At 73.4% G+C, this 17222-nt stretch carries 22 protein-coding genes; 10 read left to right on the top strand and 12 right to left on the bottom strand.

All coding sequences use genetic code 11. The annotated features are described in order from the left end of the window. The first annotated feature begins 4 nt into the window (after positions 1–4). Both hrpA and ACT01A_RS01225 read left to right on the top strand, forming a co-directional pair. Complete coding sequence (gene hrpA / locus ACT01A_RS01230) at positions 5–3829, top strand: ATP-dependent RNA helicase HrpA (RefSeq protein ID WP_445150418.1); 3825 nt, start codon at positions 5–7, stop codon at positions 3827–3829. A gap of 48 nt (positions 3830–3877) precedes the next feature. Beyond that, entirely contained in the window at positions 3878–4255 is a 378-nt protein-coding gene (locus ACT01A_RS01225) for a nuclear transport factor 2 family protein (RefSeq protein WP_445150417.1), read from the top strand. On the opposite strand, the gene ACT01A_RS01220 is transcribed toward ACT01A_RS01225, so the two are convergent. Further along, entirely contained in the window at positions 4212–4721 is a 510-nt protein-coding gene (locus ACT01A_RS01220) for a methyltransferase family protein (protein ID WP_445150416.1), read from the bottom strand. The two genes, ACT01A_RS01225 and ACT01A_RS01220, sit on opposite strands and share 44 nt — an antisense overlap. Before the next feature lie 46 nt (positions 4722–4767). Between ACT01A_RS01220 and ACT01A_RS01215 the strand changes: the two genes are divergently transcribed. Further along, positions 4768–5103, top strand: a complete 336-nt coding sequence (locus tag ACT01A_RS01215) for a co-chaperone GroES (RefSeq protein WP_445150415.1) — start codon at positions 4768–4770, stop codon at positions 5101–5103. On the opposite strand, the gene ACT01A_RS01210 is transcribed toward ACT01A_RS01215, so the two are convergent. The 3 genes from ACT01A_RS01210 to ACT01A_RS01200 form a co-directional block, all read right to left on the bottom strand. Then, positions 5100–6080 (bottom strand): hypothetical protein, encoded by a 981-nt coding sequence (locus tag ACT01A_RS01210; RefSeq protein ID WP_445150414.1) that lies wholly within the window; start codon positions 6078–6080, stop codon positions 5100–5102. The genes ACT01A_RS01215 and ACT01A_RS01210 overlap by 4 nt on opposite strands. Before the next feature lie 95 nt (positions 6081–6175). Next, positions 6176–7054: a carbohydrate kinase family protein gene (locus ACT01A_RS01205; RefSeq protein ID WP_445150413.1), complete on the bottom strand. Its 879-nt coding sequence runs from the start codon at positions 7052–7054 to the stop codon at positions 6176–6178. Next, positions 7051–7962, bottom strand: coding sequence for a pseudouridine-5'-phosphate glycosidase (locus ACT01A_RS01200; RefSeq protein WP_445150412.1), 912 nt, complete (start codon positions 7960–7962; stop codon positions 7051–7053). Before ACT01A_RS01200 ends, ACT01A_RS01205 begins: the two co-directional genes overlap by 4 nt. 58 nt (positions 7963–8020) lie before the next feature. Here ACT01A_RS01200 and ACT01A_RS01195 point away from each other — a divergent pair, with 58 nt between their 5' ends. Genes ACT01A_RS01195 through ACT01A_RS01185 form a run of 3 tightly spaced genes read left to right on the top strand, consistent with a single transcriptional unit; the run spans position 8021 to position 9332 of the window. Next, positions 8021–8692: a phosphoribosyltransferase gene (locus ACT01A_RS01195; RefSeq protein WP_445150411.1), complete on the top strand. Its 672-nt coding sequence runs from the start codon at positions 8021–8023 to the stop codon at positions 8690–8692. 20 nt (positions 8693–8712) lie between these two features. After that, positions 8713–8925, top strand: a complete 213-nt coding sequence (locus ACT01A_RS01190; protein ID WP_445150410.1) for a hypothetical protein — start codon at positions 8713–8715, stop codon at positions 8923–8925. A 47-nt stretch (positions 8926–8972) separates the two neighbouring features. Further along, positions 8973–9332: a response regulator gene (locus ACT01A_RS01185; protein ID WP_445150409.1), complete on the top strand. Its 360-nt coding sequence runs from the start codon at positions 8973–8975 to the stop codon at positions 9330–9332. Between the two features lie 22 nt (positions 9333–9354). Here the strand turns inward: ACT01A_RS01185 and ACT01A_RS01180 are convergent, their stop codons facing one another. The 7 genes from ACT01A_RS01180 to ACT01A_RS01150 are packed head-to-tail and all read right to left on the bottom strand — an operon-like array spanning position 9355 to position 14085. Further along, complete coding sequence (locus ACT01A_RS01180) at positions 9355–10002, bottom strand: hypothetical protein (protein ID WP_445150408.1); 648 nt, start codon at positions 10000–10002, stop codon at positions 9355–9357. Then, complete coding sequence (locus ACT01A_RS01175) at positions 9999–10589, bottom strand: RNA polymerase sigma factor (RefSeq protein ID WP_445150407.1); 591 nt, start codon at positions 10587–10589, stop codon at positions 9999–10001. The genes ACT01A_RS01180 and ACT01A_RS01175 overlap by 4 nt, the downstream gene beginning before the upstream one ends. Next, positions 10586–11035 carry a plastocyanin/azurin family copper-binding protein gene (locus tag ACT01A_RS01170; RefSeq protein ID WP_445150406.1) on the bottom strand — a complete coding sequence of 150 codons (450 nt, stop codon included), beginning with the start codon at positions 11033–11035 and terminating at the stop codon, positions 10586–10588. The genes ACT01A_RS01175 and ACT01A_RS01170 overlap by 4 nt, the downstream gene beginning before the upstream one ends. A gap of 37 nt (positions 11036–11072) precedes the next feature. Next, positions 11073–12002 carry an ABC transporter ATP-binding protein gene (locus ACT01A_RS01165; RefSeq protein ID WP_445150405.1) on the bottom strand — a complete coding sequence of 310 codons (930 nt, stop codon included), beginning with the start codon at positions 12000–12002 and terminating at the stop codon, positions 11073–11075. Further along, the gene (locus ACT01A_RS01160) at positions 11939–12772 is read right to left on the bottom strand and encodes an ABC transporter permease (RefSeq protein WP_445150404.1); all 834 of its coding nucleotides are present in this window, start codon (positions 12770–12772) and stop codon (positions 11939–11941) included. The genes ACT01A_RS01165 and ACT01A_RS01160 overlap by 64 nt, the downstream gene beginning before the upstream one ends. Positions 12773–12784: 12 nt before the next feature. Next, entirely contained in the window at positions 12785–13513 is a 729-nt protein-coding gene (modA, locus tag ACT01A_RS01155) for a molybdate ABC transporter substrate-binding protein (RefSeq protein ID WP_445150403.1), read from the bottom strand. Next, complete coding sequence (locus tag ACT01A_RS01150; protein WP_445150402.1) at positions 13513–14085, bottom strand: hypothetical protein; 573 nt, start codon at positions 14083–14085, stop codon at positions 13513–13515. Before ACT01A_RS01150 ends, modA begins: the two co-directional genes overlap by 1 nt. A gap of 21 nt (positions 14086–14106) precedes the next feature. Between ACT01A_RS01150 and ACT01A_RS01145 the strand changes: the two genes are divergently transcribed. From ACT01A_RS01145 to ACT01A_RS01130, 4 genes are read left to right on the top strand one after another with little or no spacing between them, the layout of a single operon-like run. After that, complete coding sequence (locus ACT01A_RS01145; RefSeq protein WP_445150401.1) at positions 14107–14550, top strand: hypothetical protein; 444 nt, start codon at positions 14107–14109, stop codon at positions 14548–14550. Between the two features lie 9 nt (positions 14551–14559). Beyond that, the gene (locus ACT01A_RS01140) at positions 14560–14931 is read left to right on the top strand and encodes a TOBE domain-containing protein (protein ID WP_445150400.1); all 372 of its coding nucleotides are present in this window, start codon (positions 14560–14562) and stop codon (positions 14929–14931) included. A 42-nt stretch (positions 14932–14973) separates the two neighbouring features. Then, on the top strand, positions 14974–15357 hold the full coding sequence (locus ACT01A_RS01135; protein WP_445150399.1) for an XRE family transcriptional regulator: 384 nt from the start codon (positions 14974–14976) through the stop codon (positions 15355–15357). After that, entirely contained in the window at positions 15354–16010 is a 657-nt protein-coding gene (locus ACT01A_RS01130) for an RES domain-containing protein (protein WP_445152783.1), read from the top strand. Before ACT01A_RS01135 ends, ACT01A_RS01130 begins: the two co-directional genes overlap by 4 nt. Before the next feature lie 2 nt (positions 16011–16012). On the opposite strand, the gene ACT01A_RS01125 is transcribed toward ACT01A_RS01130, so the two are convergent. Beyond that, positions 16013–17221 carry an acyl-CoA dehydrogenase family protein gene (locus tag ACT01A_RS01125; protein ID WP_445150398.1) on the bottom strand — a complete coding sequence of 403 codons (1209 nt, stop codon included), beginning with the start codon at positions 17219–17221 and terminating at the stop codon, positions 16013–16015. Between the last annotated feature and the right edge of the window lies 1 nt (position 17222).

The following is a 17222-nucleotide window of genomic DNA, read 5'->3' as shown; positions in this document are numbered from 1 at the left end:
AGGTGTGGTCCTCGCCGACCTTCACGATCGCCTCGATGAGCTGACGCTGCTCGACGCCCACCGCCTCAAGCGGCGGCTCGATCGCGCACGCCGTCATCCCGACGACGAGAAGGCATTGGCCCGCCTAGACCGGGACTTCGCCACCGCCGCGCAGCGGATCGAGCGCCGCCGGGCCGCGGTCCCGAAGATCACCTACCCCGAGCAGCTCCCGGTCTCCGCTCGCCGCGAAGACCTGCTCGCCGCGATCCGCGACAACCAAGTTGTCGTCGTCGCCGGTGAGACCGGCTCGGGCAAGACCACGCAGATCCCCAAGATCTGCCTGGAGCTCGGCCGCGGGATCCGCGGGACGATCGCCCACACCCAGCCGCGACGCCTGGCCGCGCGCACGGTCGCCGAGCGGATCGCGAGCGAGTTGGAGGTGTCGATCGGCGACGCCGTCGGCTACGCGGTGCGCTTCAACGACCGCACCGGCCAGGACACGCTCGTGCGGCTGATGACCGACGGCCTGCTGCTGGCCGAGATCCAGCACGACCGGCTGCTGCGCCGCTACGACACCATCATCATCGACGAGGCCCACGAGCGCTCGTTGAACATCGACTTCCTGCTCGGCTTCCTGCACCAGCTGCTGCCCAAGCGGCCGGACCTGAAGCTGATCATCACCTCGGCCACGATCGACCCCGGCCAGTTCGCCTCGCACTTCTCCGACGCGCCGATCGTGGAGGTCAGCGGTCGCACGTTCCCCGTCGAGGTCCGCTACCACGACGACGCGCCCGAGCAGGACCAGCCCGACGCGATCGGCGACGCGGTCGACGAGCTGCTCGCCGAGTCGCGCGACGGCGACGTGCTGGTGTTCTTGAGCGGCGAGCGCGAGATCCGCGACACCGCCGATGTCCTGCGCGGCCGGCTCGGCGACAGCGTCGAGGTCCTGCCGCTGTTCGCGCGCCTCTCCACCGCCGAGCAGCAGCGCGTCTTCCAATCACATCGCGGCCGCCGCGTCGTCCTGGCCACCAACGTCGCCGAAACGTCGCTCACCGTCCCGGGCATCAAGTACGTGGTCGACCCCGGCTTCGCGCGCATGTCCCGCTACAGCGCGCGGCTGAAGGTCCAGCGCCTGCCGATCGAGCCGATCTCGCAAGCGAGCGCCGACCAGCGCAAGGGCCGTTGCGGCCGCACGAGCGACGGCATCTGCATCCGCCTCTACTCCGAGGAGGACTTCAGCGAGCGCCCGCGCTTCACCGACCCCGAGATCCTGCGCACGAACCTCGCGTCGGTGATCCTCCAGATGGCCGCGCTGGACCTCGGCGCGGTCTCCGACTTCCCGTTCCTCGACCCGCCCGACGCGCGCCAGGTCCGCGACGGCGTCAACCTCCTGCACGAGCTCGGCGCGCTGGACCCCGACGCGCCGCCCGGCAAGCGCCTCACGCAGATCGGCCGCAAGCTCGCGCGCCTGCCCGTCGACCCGCGGATGGCGCGCATGATCCTGGAGGCCGACCGCCTGTCGTGCGTGGACGAGGTCATCGTCATCGCCGCCGCGCTGTCGATCCAGGACCCGCGCGAGCGCCCGCAGGAGCTCCAGGCCCAGGCCGACCAGCAGCACGCGCGCTTCAAGGACGAGGCCTCGGACTTCATCGCCTACCTCAACCTGTGGAACTACGTCCGCGAGCAGCAGCGCGAGCTGACCGGCAACCAGTTTCGCAAGCGGTTGAAGAGCGAGTTCCTGCACTTCTTGCGCGTGCGCGAGTGGCAGGACCTCGTCGGCCAGCTGCGCCAGGCCAGCAAGGAGCTCGGCGTCACGCGCAACCAACAGCCGGCCGAGCCAACCCAAATTCACACCGCCCTCTTGAGCGGTCTGTTGTCGCACATCGGCGTCCGCGACGTGGCCAAGCGTGAATATGTGGGCGCCCGCGGCGCGCGCTTCTCGATCTTCCCCGGCTCGACCCTGGCCCGCAAGCAGCCGTCGTGGGTGATGGTCGCCGAGCTGGTCGAGACCGCCCGCCTCTTCGGCCGGACCGCCGCCAAGATCGAGCCGGCCATGGTCGAGCCGCTCGCCGAGCACCTCGTCAAGCGCACCTATTCCGAGCCGCGCTGGGAGCGCCGTCGGGGCGCGGTCGTCGCGACCGAGCGCGTCACGTTGTACGGGTTGCCGATCGTCGCCGGGCGCAAGATCGCCTACACGTCGATCGACCCGGAGCTGAGCCGCGACCTGTTCATCCGCCGCGCGCTGGTCGAGCGCGACTGGGACACGCGTCACCGCTTCTTCGCCGACAACGCCCGCGCGCTGGAGGAGGTCGACGCGCTGGAGCAGCGCGAGCGCCGCCGCGACCTGCTCGTCGACGACCAGACGCTCTACGACTTCTTCGACGCGCGGATCCCCGAGAAGGTCGTCTCGGCCCGCCACTTCGACCGCTGGTGGAAGGACGCGCGCCGCACGGACCCCGAGCTGCTCACCTACAGCTTGGAGCTGCTCGTCCGGCCCGAGGCGCGCGACGCGCTCGCCGGCGCCGGCCGCCCGCCGGCCTGGCGCCAGGGCGACCACACCTTCGAGTTGACCTACGCCTTCGTGCCGGGCTCCGAGCACGACGGCGTCACCGTCCACATCCCGCTCGCCACGCTGGCCCAGGTGCGTGATGTCGGCTTCGACTGGCTCGTCCCCGCGTTCCGCGAGGAGCTGGTCACGGCGCTGCTGCGCGGCCTGCCGAAGGAGCTGCGCCGCCCGCTCGTCCCGGTGCCCGAGACCGCGCGGCTGGCCGTCGAGCGGATGAAGCCGCGCTCGGGCCCGCTGACCGAGGTCCTCGCCCGCGAGGTCAGCGCGCTGCGGGGCACGCTGGTCCCCGCGGCCGCGTTCGACCCGACGTCATTGCCCGACCACCTCAAGATGTCGTTCTCGATCGAGGACGAGACCGGCGCGGTCGTCGCCCACGGCACCGACCTCCAGCAGGTCCGCGACCAGGTCCGCCCGCGACTGCGCGAGGCGCTCTCCGCGGCCACCGCGCAGTTCGAGCACACCGGCCTGACCTCGTGGTCGATCGACGTCCTGCCGCGCGAGATCAAGCTGCCGTCGGCCGGCGAGGCGGGCCGCGCGTTCCCGGCGCTGATCGACCGCGGCGACCACGTCGACGTCCGCATGTTGGAGTCGCGCGCCGCCCAGGACGCCGCGATGCGCACCGGCACCCGTCGCCTGCTGCGGCTCAGCATTCCCTCACCCGCGAAGTGGGTGATCGGCAAGTTGGACAACAAGGCGCAGCTGACGCTGGCCTCCGCGCCGCACGGGTCGCTGGCCGCGGTGGTCGACGATGCGGCCAACGCCGCTGCCGACGCGCTGATGGGTGAGGCCGGCGGCCCGGTCTGGACCTCCGCGGCGTTCGCCAAGCTGCGCGACCACGTCGCGGGCTCGCTGGCCGAGCGGACGCTGGCGGTCATGCGCGACGTCGTCGAGGTCCTCGCCGCGCGCGCCGACCTGCATCGCCGCATGGAGACGATGATCGCGCCGCCGCTGCGCGATGCGCGCCAGGACGTCGCCCAGCAGCTCGGCTCGCTCGTCTACCCCGGCTTCGTCGCCGCGACCGGCGCGGCGCGGCTGCCCGACGTCGTCCGCTACCTGCGCGCCGCCGACCGCCGGCTGGAGAAGCTGCCCGACGTCATCCCCGTCGACCGCGACCGCATGGCCGCGATCCACGAGCTGGAGGCGGAGGTCCGCGCGAAGCCCGCGGCCGCTCGCGACGCGTGGTGGATGCTCCAGGAGCTGCGCGTCGCGCAGTTCGCGCAGGTGCTCGGCGTCAAGGGCCAGCCGTCGGCCAAGCGGATCCGCAAGCTGCTCGCGACGGCTTGACCTCGGAGGTCATCGACCCCGCGCGGTGCGGCGCGCAAGATGGGGTCCATGATCGCCACCGAGAACATCACCAACACCGTCGACGCCTACCTCGCCGCCTGGAACGAGCGCGTGCCGGAGCGCCGCCGCGCGCTGGTCGCCGAGGTCTTCGCCGACGACGCCACCTACGTCGACCCGGCCCGTACGGGCACGGGCGCTGACGGCATCGACGCGATGATCGGCGCCGCCCAGGACGAGCACCCGGGCGTCGAGCTGATCCTGGCGGGCGCGCCCGACCACCACAACACGCACGTGCGATTCAGCTGGCACCTGCGCCCGGCGGGAACCGACACGGTGGCCTTGATCGGCCATGACTACGCGTCGGTCACGCCCGACGGCCGCCTCAAGGATGTCGTGGGCTTCGTGGAGGTCCCGGAAGCCGCCTAGGGACCCAGCCCGGCACGTCCTGCCGGTAGGCGTCGTACGCGGCGCCGAACCGGCGGGCGAGCCGAGGCTCCTCCACGCGCGCGCTCAACGTGGCCATCGCCGCGACGTACGCCGCGGCCGCGAGGAACAGGATCGGCTGCGCGAAGGCCAGCGCCTCCCCCATGATGATCGTCGCGGTCGCGACGTACATCGGGTGGCGCACCAGGCCGAAGGACCCGCCGCGCATCAGCGCGCTGGCCGGCGCTGCGGGTGATGGCGTCCCGCGGCCCTCACGGACGAATCGGGCGAAGACGTCGACCAGCACCGCGACGCCGCCCGCGATCAGCAGCGCGCCGATCACCCGCAGGCACACGGGCCAGTCGAGGCCATCGCTGCCGGCGACGAGCACCAGCAGGTACGGGCCCACGACCGCCTCCAGCCCCGGGCCGGCGATCGCGAAGGCCAGGTTCCCCACGGCGGTGCGCATCCGGAGCGGATCTTGCCGCACCGCGGGTCCCATACGCTGCGCGGGGATGAAGCACTTCCTGCGCCCGCTCTTCGACCGCGTCGTGATCAAGGAGCTCGAGCCGGAGCGGTTCCGCCGGTCCGGGCTGCTCGTGCCCGCCGGCTCCAACGAGCCACCGCCCCAGCACGGGATCGTGCTCGCCGTCGGTCAGGGCCAGGACTGGTGGGAGCACGTCGGCTTCCGGATGCCGATCCAGCCGGGCGACCACGTGGTCTTCCCGGCGTCGGCGGGCGCGTGGGTCGAGGTCGACGAGGAGCGCCTGCTCGTCTGCCGCGTCGCCGAGTTGTTGGGGGTCATGGAGGAGATCCCCGACGGCCCCGAGCCGGGTAGGGTCGTCGACTAGTAGCGCGCGAAGTACGAGTGGCCCGCGCGCACGACGATCGTCCGGTGCGTGCGGAGGTCGCGGACGGCGACCGTCCCCTCGACGACCCGCGTGAGCGTGCCGTCGCAGAAGTCCTGGGTCAGCCAGCGCGTGCCGCGCACCGTGCCGACCGCGCCCTTGCCGCGGGTCTCGAAGCGCCCGTTGTCGTCCTTGCCCCAGAGGCTGCGCACCGGCTTGCGGCGCTTGGCGGCCGCGGCGTGCACGCCGACGCGCCGGGTGCTGCGACAGCGGGAGAAGTCGCCGCCCTTGAGCGCGATCCGCGTCAGGCCGGTCGCGGCGTCCTGCTTGACCGCGAAGACCGCGCCGCTGAAGGTCGCGGTCTGGACCGGGGCGCCGGGAGCGACCGCGGTGGTGAGCTCGACGGTGCCCGCCCGGGCGTCGATCCGGGCACCGGTGGGGATCGCCGAGGCGGCGCTGAGCGCGACGACGTCGCGGCCGTCGGCGGTGCGGACCTTGACGGTGCCCTTCGCCGCGACGACGCCGACGCTCTGGCCGAGCGTCGGGGTCAGCGTGGCGGTGTCGAGCGCGACGGTCGGCGTGGCAGAAGCGCCGGGGGCCGCGGGCGCGGGCGCAGGCGCAGGCGGCGGCACCGGGGCGGCCGTCGGCGCGGGCGCGGTGGTGCTCGCGCCGCTCTTGCCGTCGTCCTTGCCCTTCCCCTTGTTCTTGTCCTTCTTCGTGCCGGGGTGGTCGTCGGGCGCAGGAGCCGGGGCGGGCGCGGGCACGGCGGCCGTGGGCGGAGCGGGAGCCGGCGGAGCGGGGTCCTTGCCCTGCTTCCCGCCTTCGTCCTTCTTGTCGTCCTTGTCCGACTTGCCCTTGTCCGACGTGGTCGCGGACGGCGCAGGCGCCTTCGACCCTTCGGCCGAGGCGGCGTGGCCGCCGGCCACCGGAAGCGCGGTGCCGACGGCGGCCAGCGCGCAGAGGACCCAGGTTCTGCTCATCGCTCCGTGCAGTCGGCGGAGCCGACCTACCGCTGTATGGCGTTCGACAGCTCTGGACGCGTCCTGTCCGACAACGGACGGTGCCCCGCTCGGCGTCAGGGACGAGCCCCGGCCCGCGCTACCGCGCGGGCGCCCAGCGCGCATCCGGCGGTGAGCGCGACGGCGGGCGTCGCCCCTGCGCGCCACGAAGCGAGCCAGCCCGCGGCGAAGGCGTCGCCGGCGCCGGTGGCGTCGACGACCCGCACATCGCCCGGCGCGTCGGCGAAGACGACATCGTGGCCGTCGGTCCACAGCGCGCCGCCCGCGCCGAGCGTGACGACGACCTCCCCGACGTGCCGCGCCAACGCACGGCCGGCGGCCTCCGGGTCGTCCTCGCCGGTCAGGACGCGCGCCTCGTCGGCGTTGGGCAGCAGCGCGTCGACGCGACCGATCCACTCCAGCACCTGCTCCGGCCCGCACGCCTGAAGCGGCGCCGCCGAGGCGGGGTCGACCGAGATCGTCATGCCCGCCGCGCGCGCCCGCTCCAGCGCCGCGAGTCCCGCCGCGCGCGGACCGTCGTGCAGCAGCACGTAGCCGCTCAAGTGCAGGTGATTGCCTTGCACGAACAGCTCGGACGGCAGGTCTCCCGGCGATAACGCCAGGTTCGCGCCCCGGTCGGGCAGCATCGTCCGCTCGCCGTCGGCGCCGACGACCACCACGCACGTGCCGGTCGTGTGCTCCGGGTCCAAGACGACGTGCGTCTCCACGCCCGCCGCCCGCAGCTCCTCGACCGCGCCGCGGCCCGCCAGGTCATCGCCCGCCCGTGCGACCAAGGCAATGTCCACGCCTTGATCAGCCAGCCACGCCGCCACGTTCGCCGCCGCGCCTCCGCCCGTCCAGCGCACGCGCGCTTCGGTGTCAGACGCGTGCGCCAGCGGCTCCGCCGCGGCCGCGACGACGTCGACCATCAGGTCGCCGACGGCGACGATCGTCATCCGCGCGCGGATGCTTCGGCTGCCGCGATCTCTCCGGCCAGCCGCGCATTGGACAACACCAACTCGACGTTGGCCCGCAGCGACTCGCCAGCCGTGCCCTCGTGGAAGCGCCCCAACAGGAACGGCGTCACGTCACGCCCGCGCACGCCCTCGGCCGCCGCGGCGGCAAGCGACTCGCTGAGCACGCGCTCGTGCAGCGCCGGGTCGAGCTGTCGGTCCTCCGGCAGCGGGTTGGCGATCACCAGCGCGCTGCCCTCCAGCCCGAGCGCCTCGCGCTGCGCCAGCACGTCCGCGATCTCCTGCGGCGAGTCCAGCCGCCACGGCAGCGAGTGCCCGGAGTCGGTCAGGTAGAAGGCGGGGAACTGCTCGGTGCGGTAGCCGGCCACGCCGATCCCGAGCGTCTCCAGGCGCTCCAGCGTCGCGGGGATGTCGAGGATCGACTTCACGCCCGCGCAGACCACGCAGATCCGCGTGCGAGCCAAGGCCACCAGGTCGGCGGACTCGTCCCACGTGTCGGCCGCCTCGCGGTGCACGCCGCCCAGGCCGCCGGTGGCGAACAGCCCGATCCCGGCCTGCGCGGCCAGGTGCGCGGTGGCGGCGACCGTCGTCGCGCCCGTCGCGCCGCGCGCCGCCGCGATCGGCAGATCGCGCGAGGAGCACTTGACGACGTCGTCGCGCGTGGCGATCGCCTCCAGCGCCGCGTCGTCGAGCCCGACCCGCACCACGCCGTCGACCAGCGCGATCGTCGCCGGGACCGCGCCACCCTCGCGCACCGCCGCCTCGATCTGCCGCGCGATCTCCGCGTTCTGCGGGCGCGGCAGCCCGTGGCTGACGATCGTGGACTCCAAGGCCACGACGGCCTCTCCGGCTTGCAGCGCTTCAGCGACTTCGGGTGCGACGTTGATCATCGCCTCCGAACGTAGCGCCTCGCGGTTCACCGGTCTCGGCGCCGGGCATCAGCCTTCCATGGACGGCTACGCCGACCGGGCCGAGGCGGGGCGACGCCTGGCGCGCCCGGTCGCCGACGCCCTCGGCGCGCCCGCGCAGACGCCGCAACTGCCGTCCATCGTCCTCGGCCTCCCACGCGGCGGCGTGCCGGTCGCCGCCGCGGTCGCCAGCGCGCTCCAGCTCCCGCTCGACCTGCTGCTCGTCCGCAAGCTCGGCGTGCCCGAGCACCCGGAGTTGGCGTTCGGCGCGATCGCCTCCGGCGGCGTGCGCGTGCTGAACCCGGACGTGCTCGCGACTGCCGCGCTGGACGAGCGCGCGATCGCCGCGGTGGTGGAGGCCGAGGCGCGGGAGCTGGCACGGCGCGAGCGCATCTACCGCGGCGCCGCGCGACCGCCGCCGTCCGTCCGCGGTCGCACCGCGGTCGTCGTCGACGACGGCCTGGCGACCGGGGCGACGATGCGCGCCGCGGTCATGGCGCTGCGCGAGCTCCAGGCCGCGCGGGTCATCGCGGCCGCGCCGGTCGGCAGCGACGAGGCGTGCGCGCTGGTGGCCGAGGCGGCTGACGCGCTCATCTGCCCGCTGGTCCCGAAGACCTTCGGCGCGGTCGGCGCCTGGTACGCGGACTTCGAGCAGACGAGCGACGACGACGTTCGTCGAGCGTTGGCGTCGGTCGCTCAAGCCGAGCCGTGATCAGCGCCGACCCACCTGCGGTGTCCACGATCGCTTCCCTGACCGGCATGCAGTCCGCCGCCATGCTGCTCGACCGCACGGCCGCGCAGACCGCGAACTTCGCCGCCGCGCCGACCGATCTGGCCGAGCAGGTGGCCAACCTCGCCTCCGCGACGGTCGCGATCAACGCCAACGTCGTCGCGGTCCACGCCGACGAGGACACCCAGCAGTCGCTGATCGACGTCATCGCCTGACAGCGAAGTTTCAGGTCTGAACTTCCCGGCCGACCATCCGGGGGGATATGGCCCGCATTCTCGTAGTGGACGACGCCGCCTTCATGCGTCGCATGGTGATCGACGTCCTCCAGGGTGGAGGGCACGAGGTCATCGGCGAAGCGGCGAACGGCAACGAGGCGCTCCAGCGGTACCAGGAGCTTCGTCCCGACGTGATGACGCTCGACATCACCATGCCCGAGAAGGACGGCCTGACCGCGCTGAAGGAGCTCATCGCGATCGACCCGGGCGCCAAGGTCGTCATGTGCTCCGCGCTCGCGCAGGAGTCCAAGGTGCTGGAGGCCGTCAAGGCCGGCGCGAAGGACTTCATCGCCAAGCCGTTCCAGGCCCAGCGCGTGCTGTCGGCGATCGAGAAGGTCGTCGCTTAAGCAGCACCGCTCCTCGTTCGCGTCACGCCCACGCCGCGAACGAGACCAGCCGCTCCTCCATGCCCGGCCCGCGTCCCGCCAGGACGCAGGTGTGGCCGCCGCGCCGCCAGGTCACGACGACGGCGTCGCCGTGGCGCACGACCGCGAAGCGCTGGCCGCCGGCGGTCACGTAGCGCGCGTCCTTGGGCTCAGGCAGCGGGTCGCCCGCGACGATCGCGTAGCCGACGTCGCCGAGTGGGCCGCGGTAGGTGACGGTCTTCGCGTCGCGGCCGGCGACCGTGCCGATGCGGTGGCCGATCGCCTTCCAGCGCGACCACTCGTAGCCGTAGTTGGGGAACTGCAGGTCGTCGATCTTGACCTTGACGAGGTGGATGTTGGTGGTGTCGATCTTGGGCGCGGGCAGGTTCGGCTGCTGGAGGGCGAGCGCCGCGGCCTCGTCGACCGTCGGTCCCGCCGCGCCGCCGCCGACCAGCAGCGCGACGGCGACCGCCGCCGCGGCGACCAGGCCGCCGATCGGAAGCGCGATCCAGCGCCGCCCGCGCGGCACCCGTGACCGCGTGCCTCGCCGCTGCTCCTCGATGCCCTCGCGCAGCGACGGCGGCGCCTCGATGGCGCCGGTCAACGCGCGGATCTGCTCGGCGAAGGCCTCGTGCTCGGGACGGTCGGTCATCGGCTCTTCGTGGGGACGCGGGTGGCGGAAAGGGTGTCGGCGAGGCGGGCGCGACCACGGTGCAGGCGGGTGGTGATCGTCGCCTCCTTGGTCTGCAGCGCGCGGGCGGCCTCGCGGTAGCTCAGCCCGGCGACGTCGATCGCGACGATCGCGTCGCGCTGATCGTCGGGCAGCGCGGCGATCGCGGTCAGCAGCTCGGCGACCTCCAGCGCGGCCTCGGGATGGCGCGGGTCGGTCGCGCGCGGCATGGCGTCGCGCTCGGCGTCTAACTCCACCGGCGCGGGGCGGCGCCGGTCGCTGCGGACGCGGTTGTAGAACGTGTTGCGCAAGACGCGCAGCAGGTAGGCGAGGTCCTCGTCGTGACGCAGGAACCGCGGGCGGGCGAGCACGCGCGCGTAGGTCTCCTGGACCAGGTCCTCGGCGTCGTGCCGGTGCCCGCCGCACAGCGCCAGGGCAGCGCGGTACAGGCGATCGACGTGATCACCGAGGCGCTGCGGGTCCAGGGGCCGGGCGGCAGCGGAAGGGTCGGAGCCGGCGTCCACGACGCCGACGGTAACCGCGAGCGCGCCCCGCGTCGAGGCGGTCACTGGACGGTGAGCGTTCCTTCCATGCCGTTCTGACGGTGCTGGCCGACCGGGCAGTAGAACGTGTACTTGCCCGGCTTGAGGTCGACCGACACGGTGGACTTGCCGCCCGGCTGGACGACCTCGCCGTCCTTGTCGACGCCGTTGCCGTCGATCGCGATCGCGTGCGGCATCTGGTCGCCGGACGGGTTGTCCATGGTGATGGTCACCGTGCCGGCCTTGGCCGACAGCGTCTTCTTGTCGAAGCTGAGCCCACCGTCCTCGCTGGCGGCAAGCCTCAGGTCCGACGCGGTGCCGCTGGACGCCGACGACCCCGTCGACGCCTCCGTGGCGGTGGTGTCGGAGGCCGCGGGCGCGGCGGAATCGTCGCTGTTGTTGTCGTCGCCGCATCCGGCCAGGAGGGCGCCCGCGGCGGCGAGCACGGCGAGGGAGTGCAAGAGGCGGGTCATGGCAGGCAAGACCCCGTCCGCGGCGGTTCCTTCCCGGCTACATCTGATGGGCGTCCGAGCGCGCGAACGTCGCCCACGCCCGCGCGCCGACCGCCAGGCGCGCGGCCTCCGGCGCCGGGACCTCGGCGACCACGCCGCCGACGCGGACCCGCGCCCGCGGGCCCTCGTCCTCGATCGCTTCCACCAGGCCTTCGACCACCACGAGCGCGTCATCGTCCGGCGCCTCGGTCGCCACCCGCACGTCCCACGGCTGCACCGCCAGCCCCCCGACCACGTTGGCGCCCGTGAACGTCGCCACGAACGGGTCCGCAGGCGCGCGCAGCAGCTCGCCCGGCGTGCCGACCTGGCGCAGCTCGCCGTCGACGATCACGCCGATCCGGTCGGCCAGCGCGATCGCGTCACGGTGGTCGTGGGTCACGAGCAGCGCCGGGATCGCCAGCGTGCGCAGCAGCCCCGCCAGCTCGGCGCGCACGACCGCGCGCGTGTGGGCGTCCAGCGCCGAGAGCGGCTCGTCGAGCAGCAGCACGCCGGGGTCCCGCGCCAGCGCGCGGGCCAGCGCGACCCGCTGGCGCTCGCCGCCGCTCAGCCGTCCCGGCTTCTCGTTCGCCAGCGGCGCGATCCCGAAGCGCTCCAGGAGCTCGCGCGCCGCCGGCTCGGTACCGCCGAACGCGACGTTCTGCAGGACGGTCAGGTGCGGGAACAGCGCGTGGTCCTGGAAGACGAGGCCGACGCTGCGTCGCTCCGGCGCCAGCCGCACGCCCCGCGCCGCGTCGAACCAGACGTCATCCCCGAGCGCGATCCGCCCGTCGTCCGGATGCAGCAGCCCCGCCACCGCGCGCAACACGGTGGACTTGCCCGCACCCGACGGCCCGACGAGCGCGACCGTTTCGGCCGTGCCGACCGCTAGGCCGACGCGGAGCGCGTAGGCCCGAAGGGCAACGCCGATGTCGAGGTCGAGCTGCGCCATGAGGCCAGGATCTTGACGCCCAGGAGCACCGCGCCGCTCAGCGCCACCAGCAGGATGCCGATCGCGATCGCCGCGTCGAAGTTCGACTCGAGCTGATCGTAGATCCCGAGCGTCAGCGTCTGGGTCTCGCCGCGCACGCTGCCAGCGAAGACGATCGTCGCGCCGAACTCCCCCACCCCGCGCGCGAACGCGAGCACCGCGCCGGCGGCCAGGCCGGACGCGGCCAGCGGCAGGTCGATGCGGCGGAACGTCCGCCACGGCGACGCGCCGAGCGTCCGGGCGGCGGCCGGCAGCTGCGGGTCGACCGCGCCGAACGCCGCGATCGCCTGGCGCACGTAGAACGGCGCGGCGACGAACGCGACCGCCAGCACGACCGCCCACTCGGTGAACGGCAGGACGATCCCGGCATCCGCCAACCCGTCGCCGAAGAGCCCGCCGCGGCCGAAGGCGGCCAGCAGCGCGATCCCCGCCACCGCCGGCGGCAGCACCAGCGGGAGCTCGACGAGGGTGACGACGAGGGCCTTGCCGCGGAACGACCGGCGGGCGAGCAGGAACGCGGTGGGCGTGCCGAGCAGGAGGATCAGCGCGTCGGCGATCAGGTTGGTTTTCAACGTCACCGTGATCGCGTCCTTGACGACCGGGTCGCCGAGCAGATCCGGGACATCGGTGAGTGGGACCTGCGTGAAGAGCGCGATCAGCGGCAGCGTCAGGAACGCGAGCGCCAGCGCGGCGGCCGCGACCGTGACGATGTCGAAGGCGCGGCCGCGCACGAGCGACGCCCGCTAGCCCCGCGGCGGCAGGCCGAAGCCGTAGCGCTTGAGGATCGTCCGCCCCGCCCCGCCGACGACCTTCTTGATGTAGGCCTCGGCCTCAGCGGTGTTCGCGCCCGGCCGCTTGACCGCGCAGATCTGGTAGCGGACCGCGGGCTGCGCCCACTTCGGCACCCGGATCTCGCGCGTGCGCCCACGGGTCGAGAGCGCGTCGGTGTGGTAGACGAACCCGGCGTCGGCGGAGCCGAGCGCGACCTTCGTCAGCACCGAGGTCACGTCCTTCTCCTGGCTGACCGTGTTGGTGGACAAGATCGACGTCAGGTGCAGGCGGCGCAGGAGCAACCTGGTGTAGTTGCCGATCGGGACGCCCGCGGTGCCGACCGCCAGACGCTTGCCGCTGCCGCGCAGCGAGTACACCGACTTGACGCCGGCCGGGTTGTCCTTCGGCACGACCAACACCAGGATGTTGGTCGCGAACGTCACCGGGCGGGTGCAGAGCCCCTTGTTGAAGAGGGCCTCGGCCTCGGTCGGGCTGGCGGACGCGAACACGTCGGCGGGCGCGCCACGCTCGATCTGGGTCTGCAACGTGTTGGAGCCGGCGAAGTTGTACTTCGGCGCGCCATCCAGCGCGGGGAAGGCGTTGTTCAACGAGGCGGCGGCGTAGACGGTCGGGGCGGCCTGCGCGGCGGCGGGCCAAGCCAGGACGGCAACGGAGGCCGCGAGGGCGAGCTTGATGCGCATTAGGTGGTCGGGTAGTTGGGGACGGACAACAGGGCGTCGAGCTCTTCGCCGGCCTGCTCGAGGTCGATCGGGACCGGCAGGCCGGTCACCGGCGGGAGCTTGGCCGCCGCGCGGGCGACCGTGAGCAGCTGGCTGTCGACCGCCAGCAGCCGAGCGAGCAGCAGGCGCGTGGAGCCGTCGGTCGTCGAGGCCAGAGCGGTCGTGTAGGACCGGACGAGCAGCGTCTCGATCCGCACGCCCAGCGCCGGCGTCACCTTCGCCGGCAACCGGACCGCGAAGTCGTCGGCTGCGGGCGCGTCGGCGCCGAGCCCGGCGATCAGCTTCGCGACGTGCTGCGCCTTGCGCTTGGCCGTCGTCTTGTCGCCCGCAGCGGTGTAGTACGCCGCCGAAACCTGCTCGGCCAGCAGCGCGAACTGGAGGGAGCCCACGTCGTCGCCCTGTGGCTGCGGGGCAGGCAGCGCCGCACGGGCCGCGCCCGGCGCGATCGCCGCGCCCAGCGCTGCCGCCGCGCCACCGCGCAGCAGCGCGCCGCGGGTGACTCCGGAACCTATGCATTGCCTAGGAACGCTCACGTGCGGCATCCTATCCCGCCGATGCGCCGGAAGCTCCTCGTCACCCTGCTCCTCCCTGCTGCCCTCGTCGCCGCGGGCTGCGGAGACGACGCTGCGTCAAGCGGCGCGCCGCGCGGCGACGCCGCGCTGAAGGGCGACCCCACGCTCGCCAAGGCGCCTAGGCAGGCCGGCGAGATCGTCCTGCGCGCCAGCGCCTCGCCGCAGACCCACGGCCCGATCACGCTCGACGGCCGTTACACCGTGCGCTTCGAGCAATACGCGCCCGAGGACCCGGCCCTCGACTTCGCCGGCCAGACCGCGTTCGTCGCCGATCTCGAGACGCCCTCCGGACGCGTCGCAGCGCGTCTCTTCCGGGCCGCCCGTCCTACCGGAACCAAGACCATCACTGTGCACGGCCGCTACGTCGTGAACGTCTCGTTCGGCGACTTCCCGTACGTGCTTCGCTTCTCACCCACCGCGGGATAGCGTGGGCCCATGGACAACATGGTCCGCATCGGCGCCGCGGCCGCGGCGCTCGGCCTGAGCGTCGACACGCTGCGCCGCTGGGAGCGCGACGGCCGCCTCGCGTTCGAGCGCCATGGCGGCCAGCGGTACCTGCGCGCCGACGACCTCGCGCGCCTGCTGCGCGAGCGCTCGACCCATGAGCACACCTCGGCCCGTAACCGGATGACCGGCGTCGTGGTCGCCGTGCAGCGCGACGGCGTCATGGCCCAGGTCGACCTCGCCTGCGGGCCGTTCCGGATCGTGTCGCTGATGTCGCGCGAGGCGGTGGATGACCTCGACCTGCGCCCCGGCATGACCGCGACCGCGGTAATCAAGGCCACCAACGTCATCGTTGAGCGCTAACGCGCCATCCGGTGGCTTTCCTGGTAGACTAACCGGGCAACTATGACGCTTCTCGACCCTGAGCTCATCACCCACGAAGCGGTCGCGCTCGACATCATGAAGGTGTCGGCCTACCTCCAGGCCGCGCTCGGGCAGAAGCTCACCGCCTACATCGCGGGCGTCAACGACCCCAAGATGGTCGGCCGTTGGGCGCTCGGTCGCGTGCAGCCGCGCGCCGCCGCCAACCTCCGCCTGCGCGAGGCCTACAAGGCCACCAGGATGCTCGTCGAGGCCTACGACGCGACCACCGCGAAAGCCTGGTGGGTCGGCACGAACACGCGGCTGGACGACCACGCGCCGGCTGCCGTCCTGCGCAAGGCCGAAGACCCCGAGGCCGCGCGCTTCGTCGCCCCCGCCGCTCGCGCGTTCGCCGGGGGCCCGGCCTGAGCGTCCCCGCGCCCGCGGTCTGGCGACTCGGCCACCGCGACGCGCCACTGGACTTCATCCCGCTGCAGCTCTGCGGCTGGCAGAACCGTTGGGACGATCCGCGGCGCGCGTTCCGCACGCTCTACGCCGCCCGCGACGCGGTCACCTGCCTGCGCGAGGTCCTCGCCGACCTGCGGCCGGACACCGAGACGCTCGCGGAGATCCGCGCGCTGTTCGGTCCCGACCAGCGGCTGGAGGCCGCCGCCGGCCTTGTGACCGACGCGTTCCTACGCGAGCGCGTGCTCGCCCCCGCGACGCTCGTGCTTGATGGCGGCGCCGACGGCACCGGCGGCGGCCTGGTCGACATCGACGAGCCGGCGGTTCGCGCCGACCTGGAGCGCGAGCACGCCGCGATGCTCGCCGAGCACGGCCTGCGCCACCTCGACCTCTCAGAGATCCGCTCGCGCACGCGCGTCGTCACGCAGCGGATCGCCCGCACGCTCTACGAGCGCGGCGCCTCCGCGATCACGTTCGGGTCAAACCTCGACGACCGTCCGTGCTACGCGGTCTTCGAGGCGCGCGGCCGCCTCGTCGCGGCCGGCGACCCCGTCGCGCTGGCGACGGACCTGCCGGACCTCGTCACGGTCTGCGCCGAGTACGGCCTGCGGATCTAGACCTACAACTGCCCGTGGTTGGGCGGCGGCACGTCGGCCAGCGCGTGCGCCGCGATGTGGTGGTACTTCCAGTCCAGCGGATCGTGGACCGAGTGGGTGCGCGCGTTACGCCAGTGGCGGTCGAGGTCGTACTTCGCGGCGGTGGACGACGTCCCGGCCAGCTGGAACAGCTCGCTGGAGACCTCCACCGCGACCTCGGACGCGAACGCCTTGGCAGCGGCCACGGCCAGCGAGCCGCGCGCGGCTGCCGCGGCGTCCTGCGGCACCAGCCCGACCTCTTCGAGCGTGAGCGCCGCCTGCTCCAGCAGCGCCTCGGCCGCCTGCACGCGCGTCGCCGCACGGCCGTAGCGGTGTAGGACGTGCGGGTCGTCGGCCGCCGCCGTCGCGCCGACCGCCTTGGCGGCCTCCATCGACGGCCGCGCCTTCTCGCGCAGGTAGCTCGTCGCGTCGCGCAGCGCGCCGCCGGCGATCCCGGCCTCGATCGCCGCGTGCGTGAGCTGGGCGCGCGCGCCGAGCTGCTGCGGGACCTCGAAGGCGCGCGCGTAGTCCACCAACAGCTCCGGATCGACGGCGACGTCCTCGAACCGCGCGGTGCCGCTGATCGTCGCGCGCTGGCCGATGACGTCCCAGTCGGTGTCGACGCTGACGCCGGGCGCGTCGCGCGCGACGAACGCGGCGACGAGGCGATCGCTCGCGTCCAGCGCGCTGACCGCGATCCAGCGCGAGGTCAGCGCACCGGTGCAGTAGTACTTGATGCCATTAAGAACGCCGTCGGCGTCGACGCGCGTCTTGAGGTCCTGCGCGTGGGTACCGCCGCGCTCGGCGAGCGCGTTGCCCAAGCGTGCGCCGTTCAACACGTCACCAAAGATCCGCTCGCGCTGCGCGTCCGTCCCCCATACCGCGAGCACGTCCACGAACAGGAAGTGCGCCTGCGGGACCTGCGCGATCGCCGGATCGACCGCGGCGACGATCCGCGTGACCTCCGCCAGCGTGCGCGGGCCGAGGCCAGGGCCACCGTCGTCGCGCGGCACCGTGATGCTCAGCAGCCCGGAGCCGTCGAGCGCCGCGAGCGCCGCGTGCGGAACCGTCGCCGCGCCCGCGCGGTCGCGTTCGATCACGCCGGGCGCGATGGCCTCCGCCACGGCGTGCGCGGCGGCGACGGCCTCCTCGTGAGACGTCAGGACGGGCGGGGCGGACACGCCGGGCAGCATC

The organism is Baekduia sp. Peel2402 (genome assembly GCF_052567285.1).
Note: the sequence above shows the minus strand (reverse complement) of the source record. Positions and strands in the feature narration are given on the sequence as shown.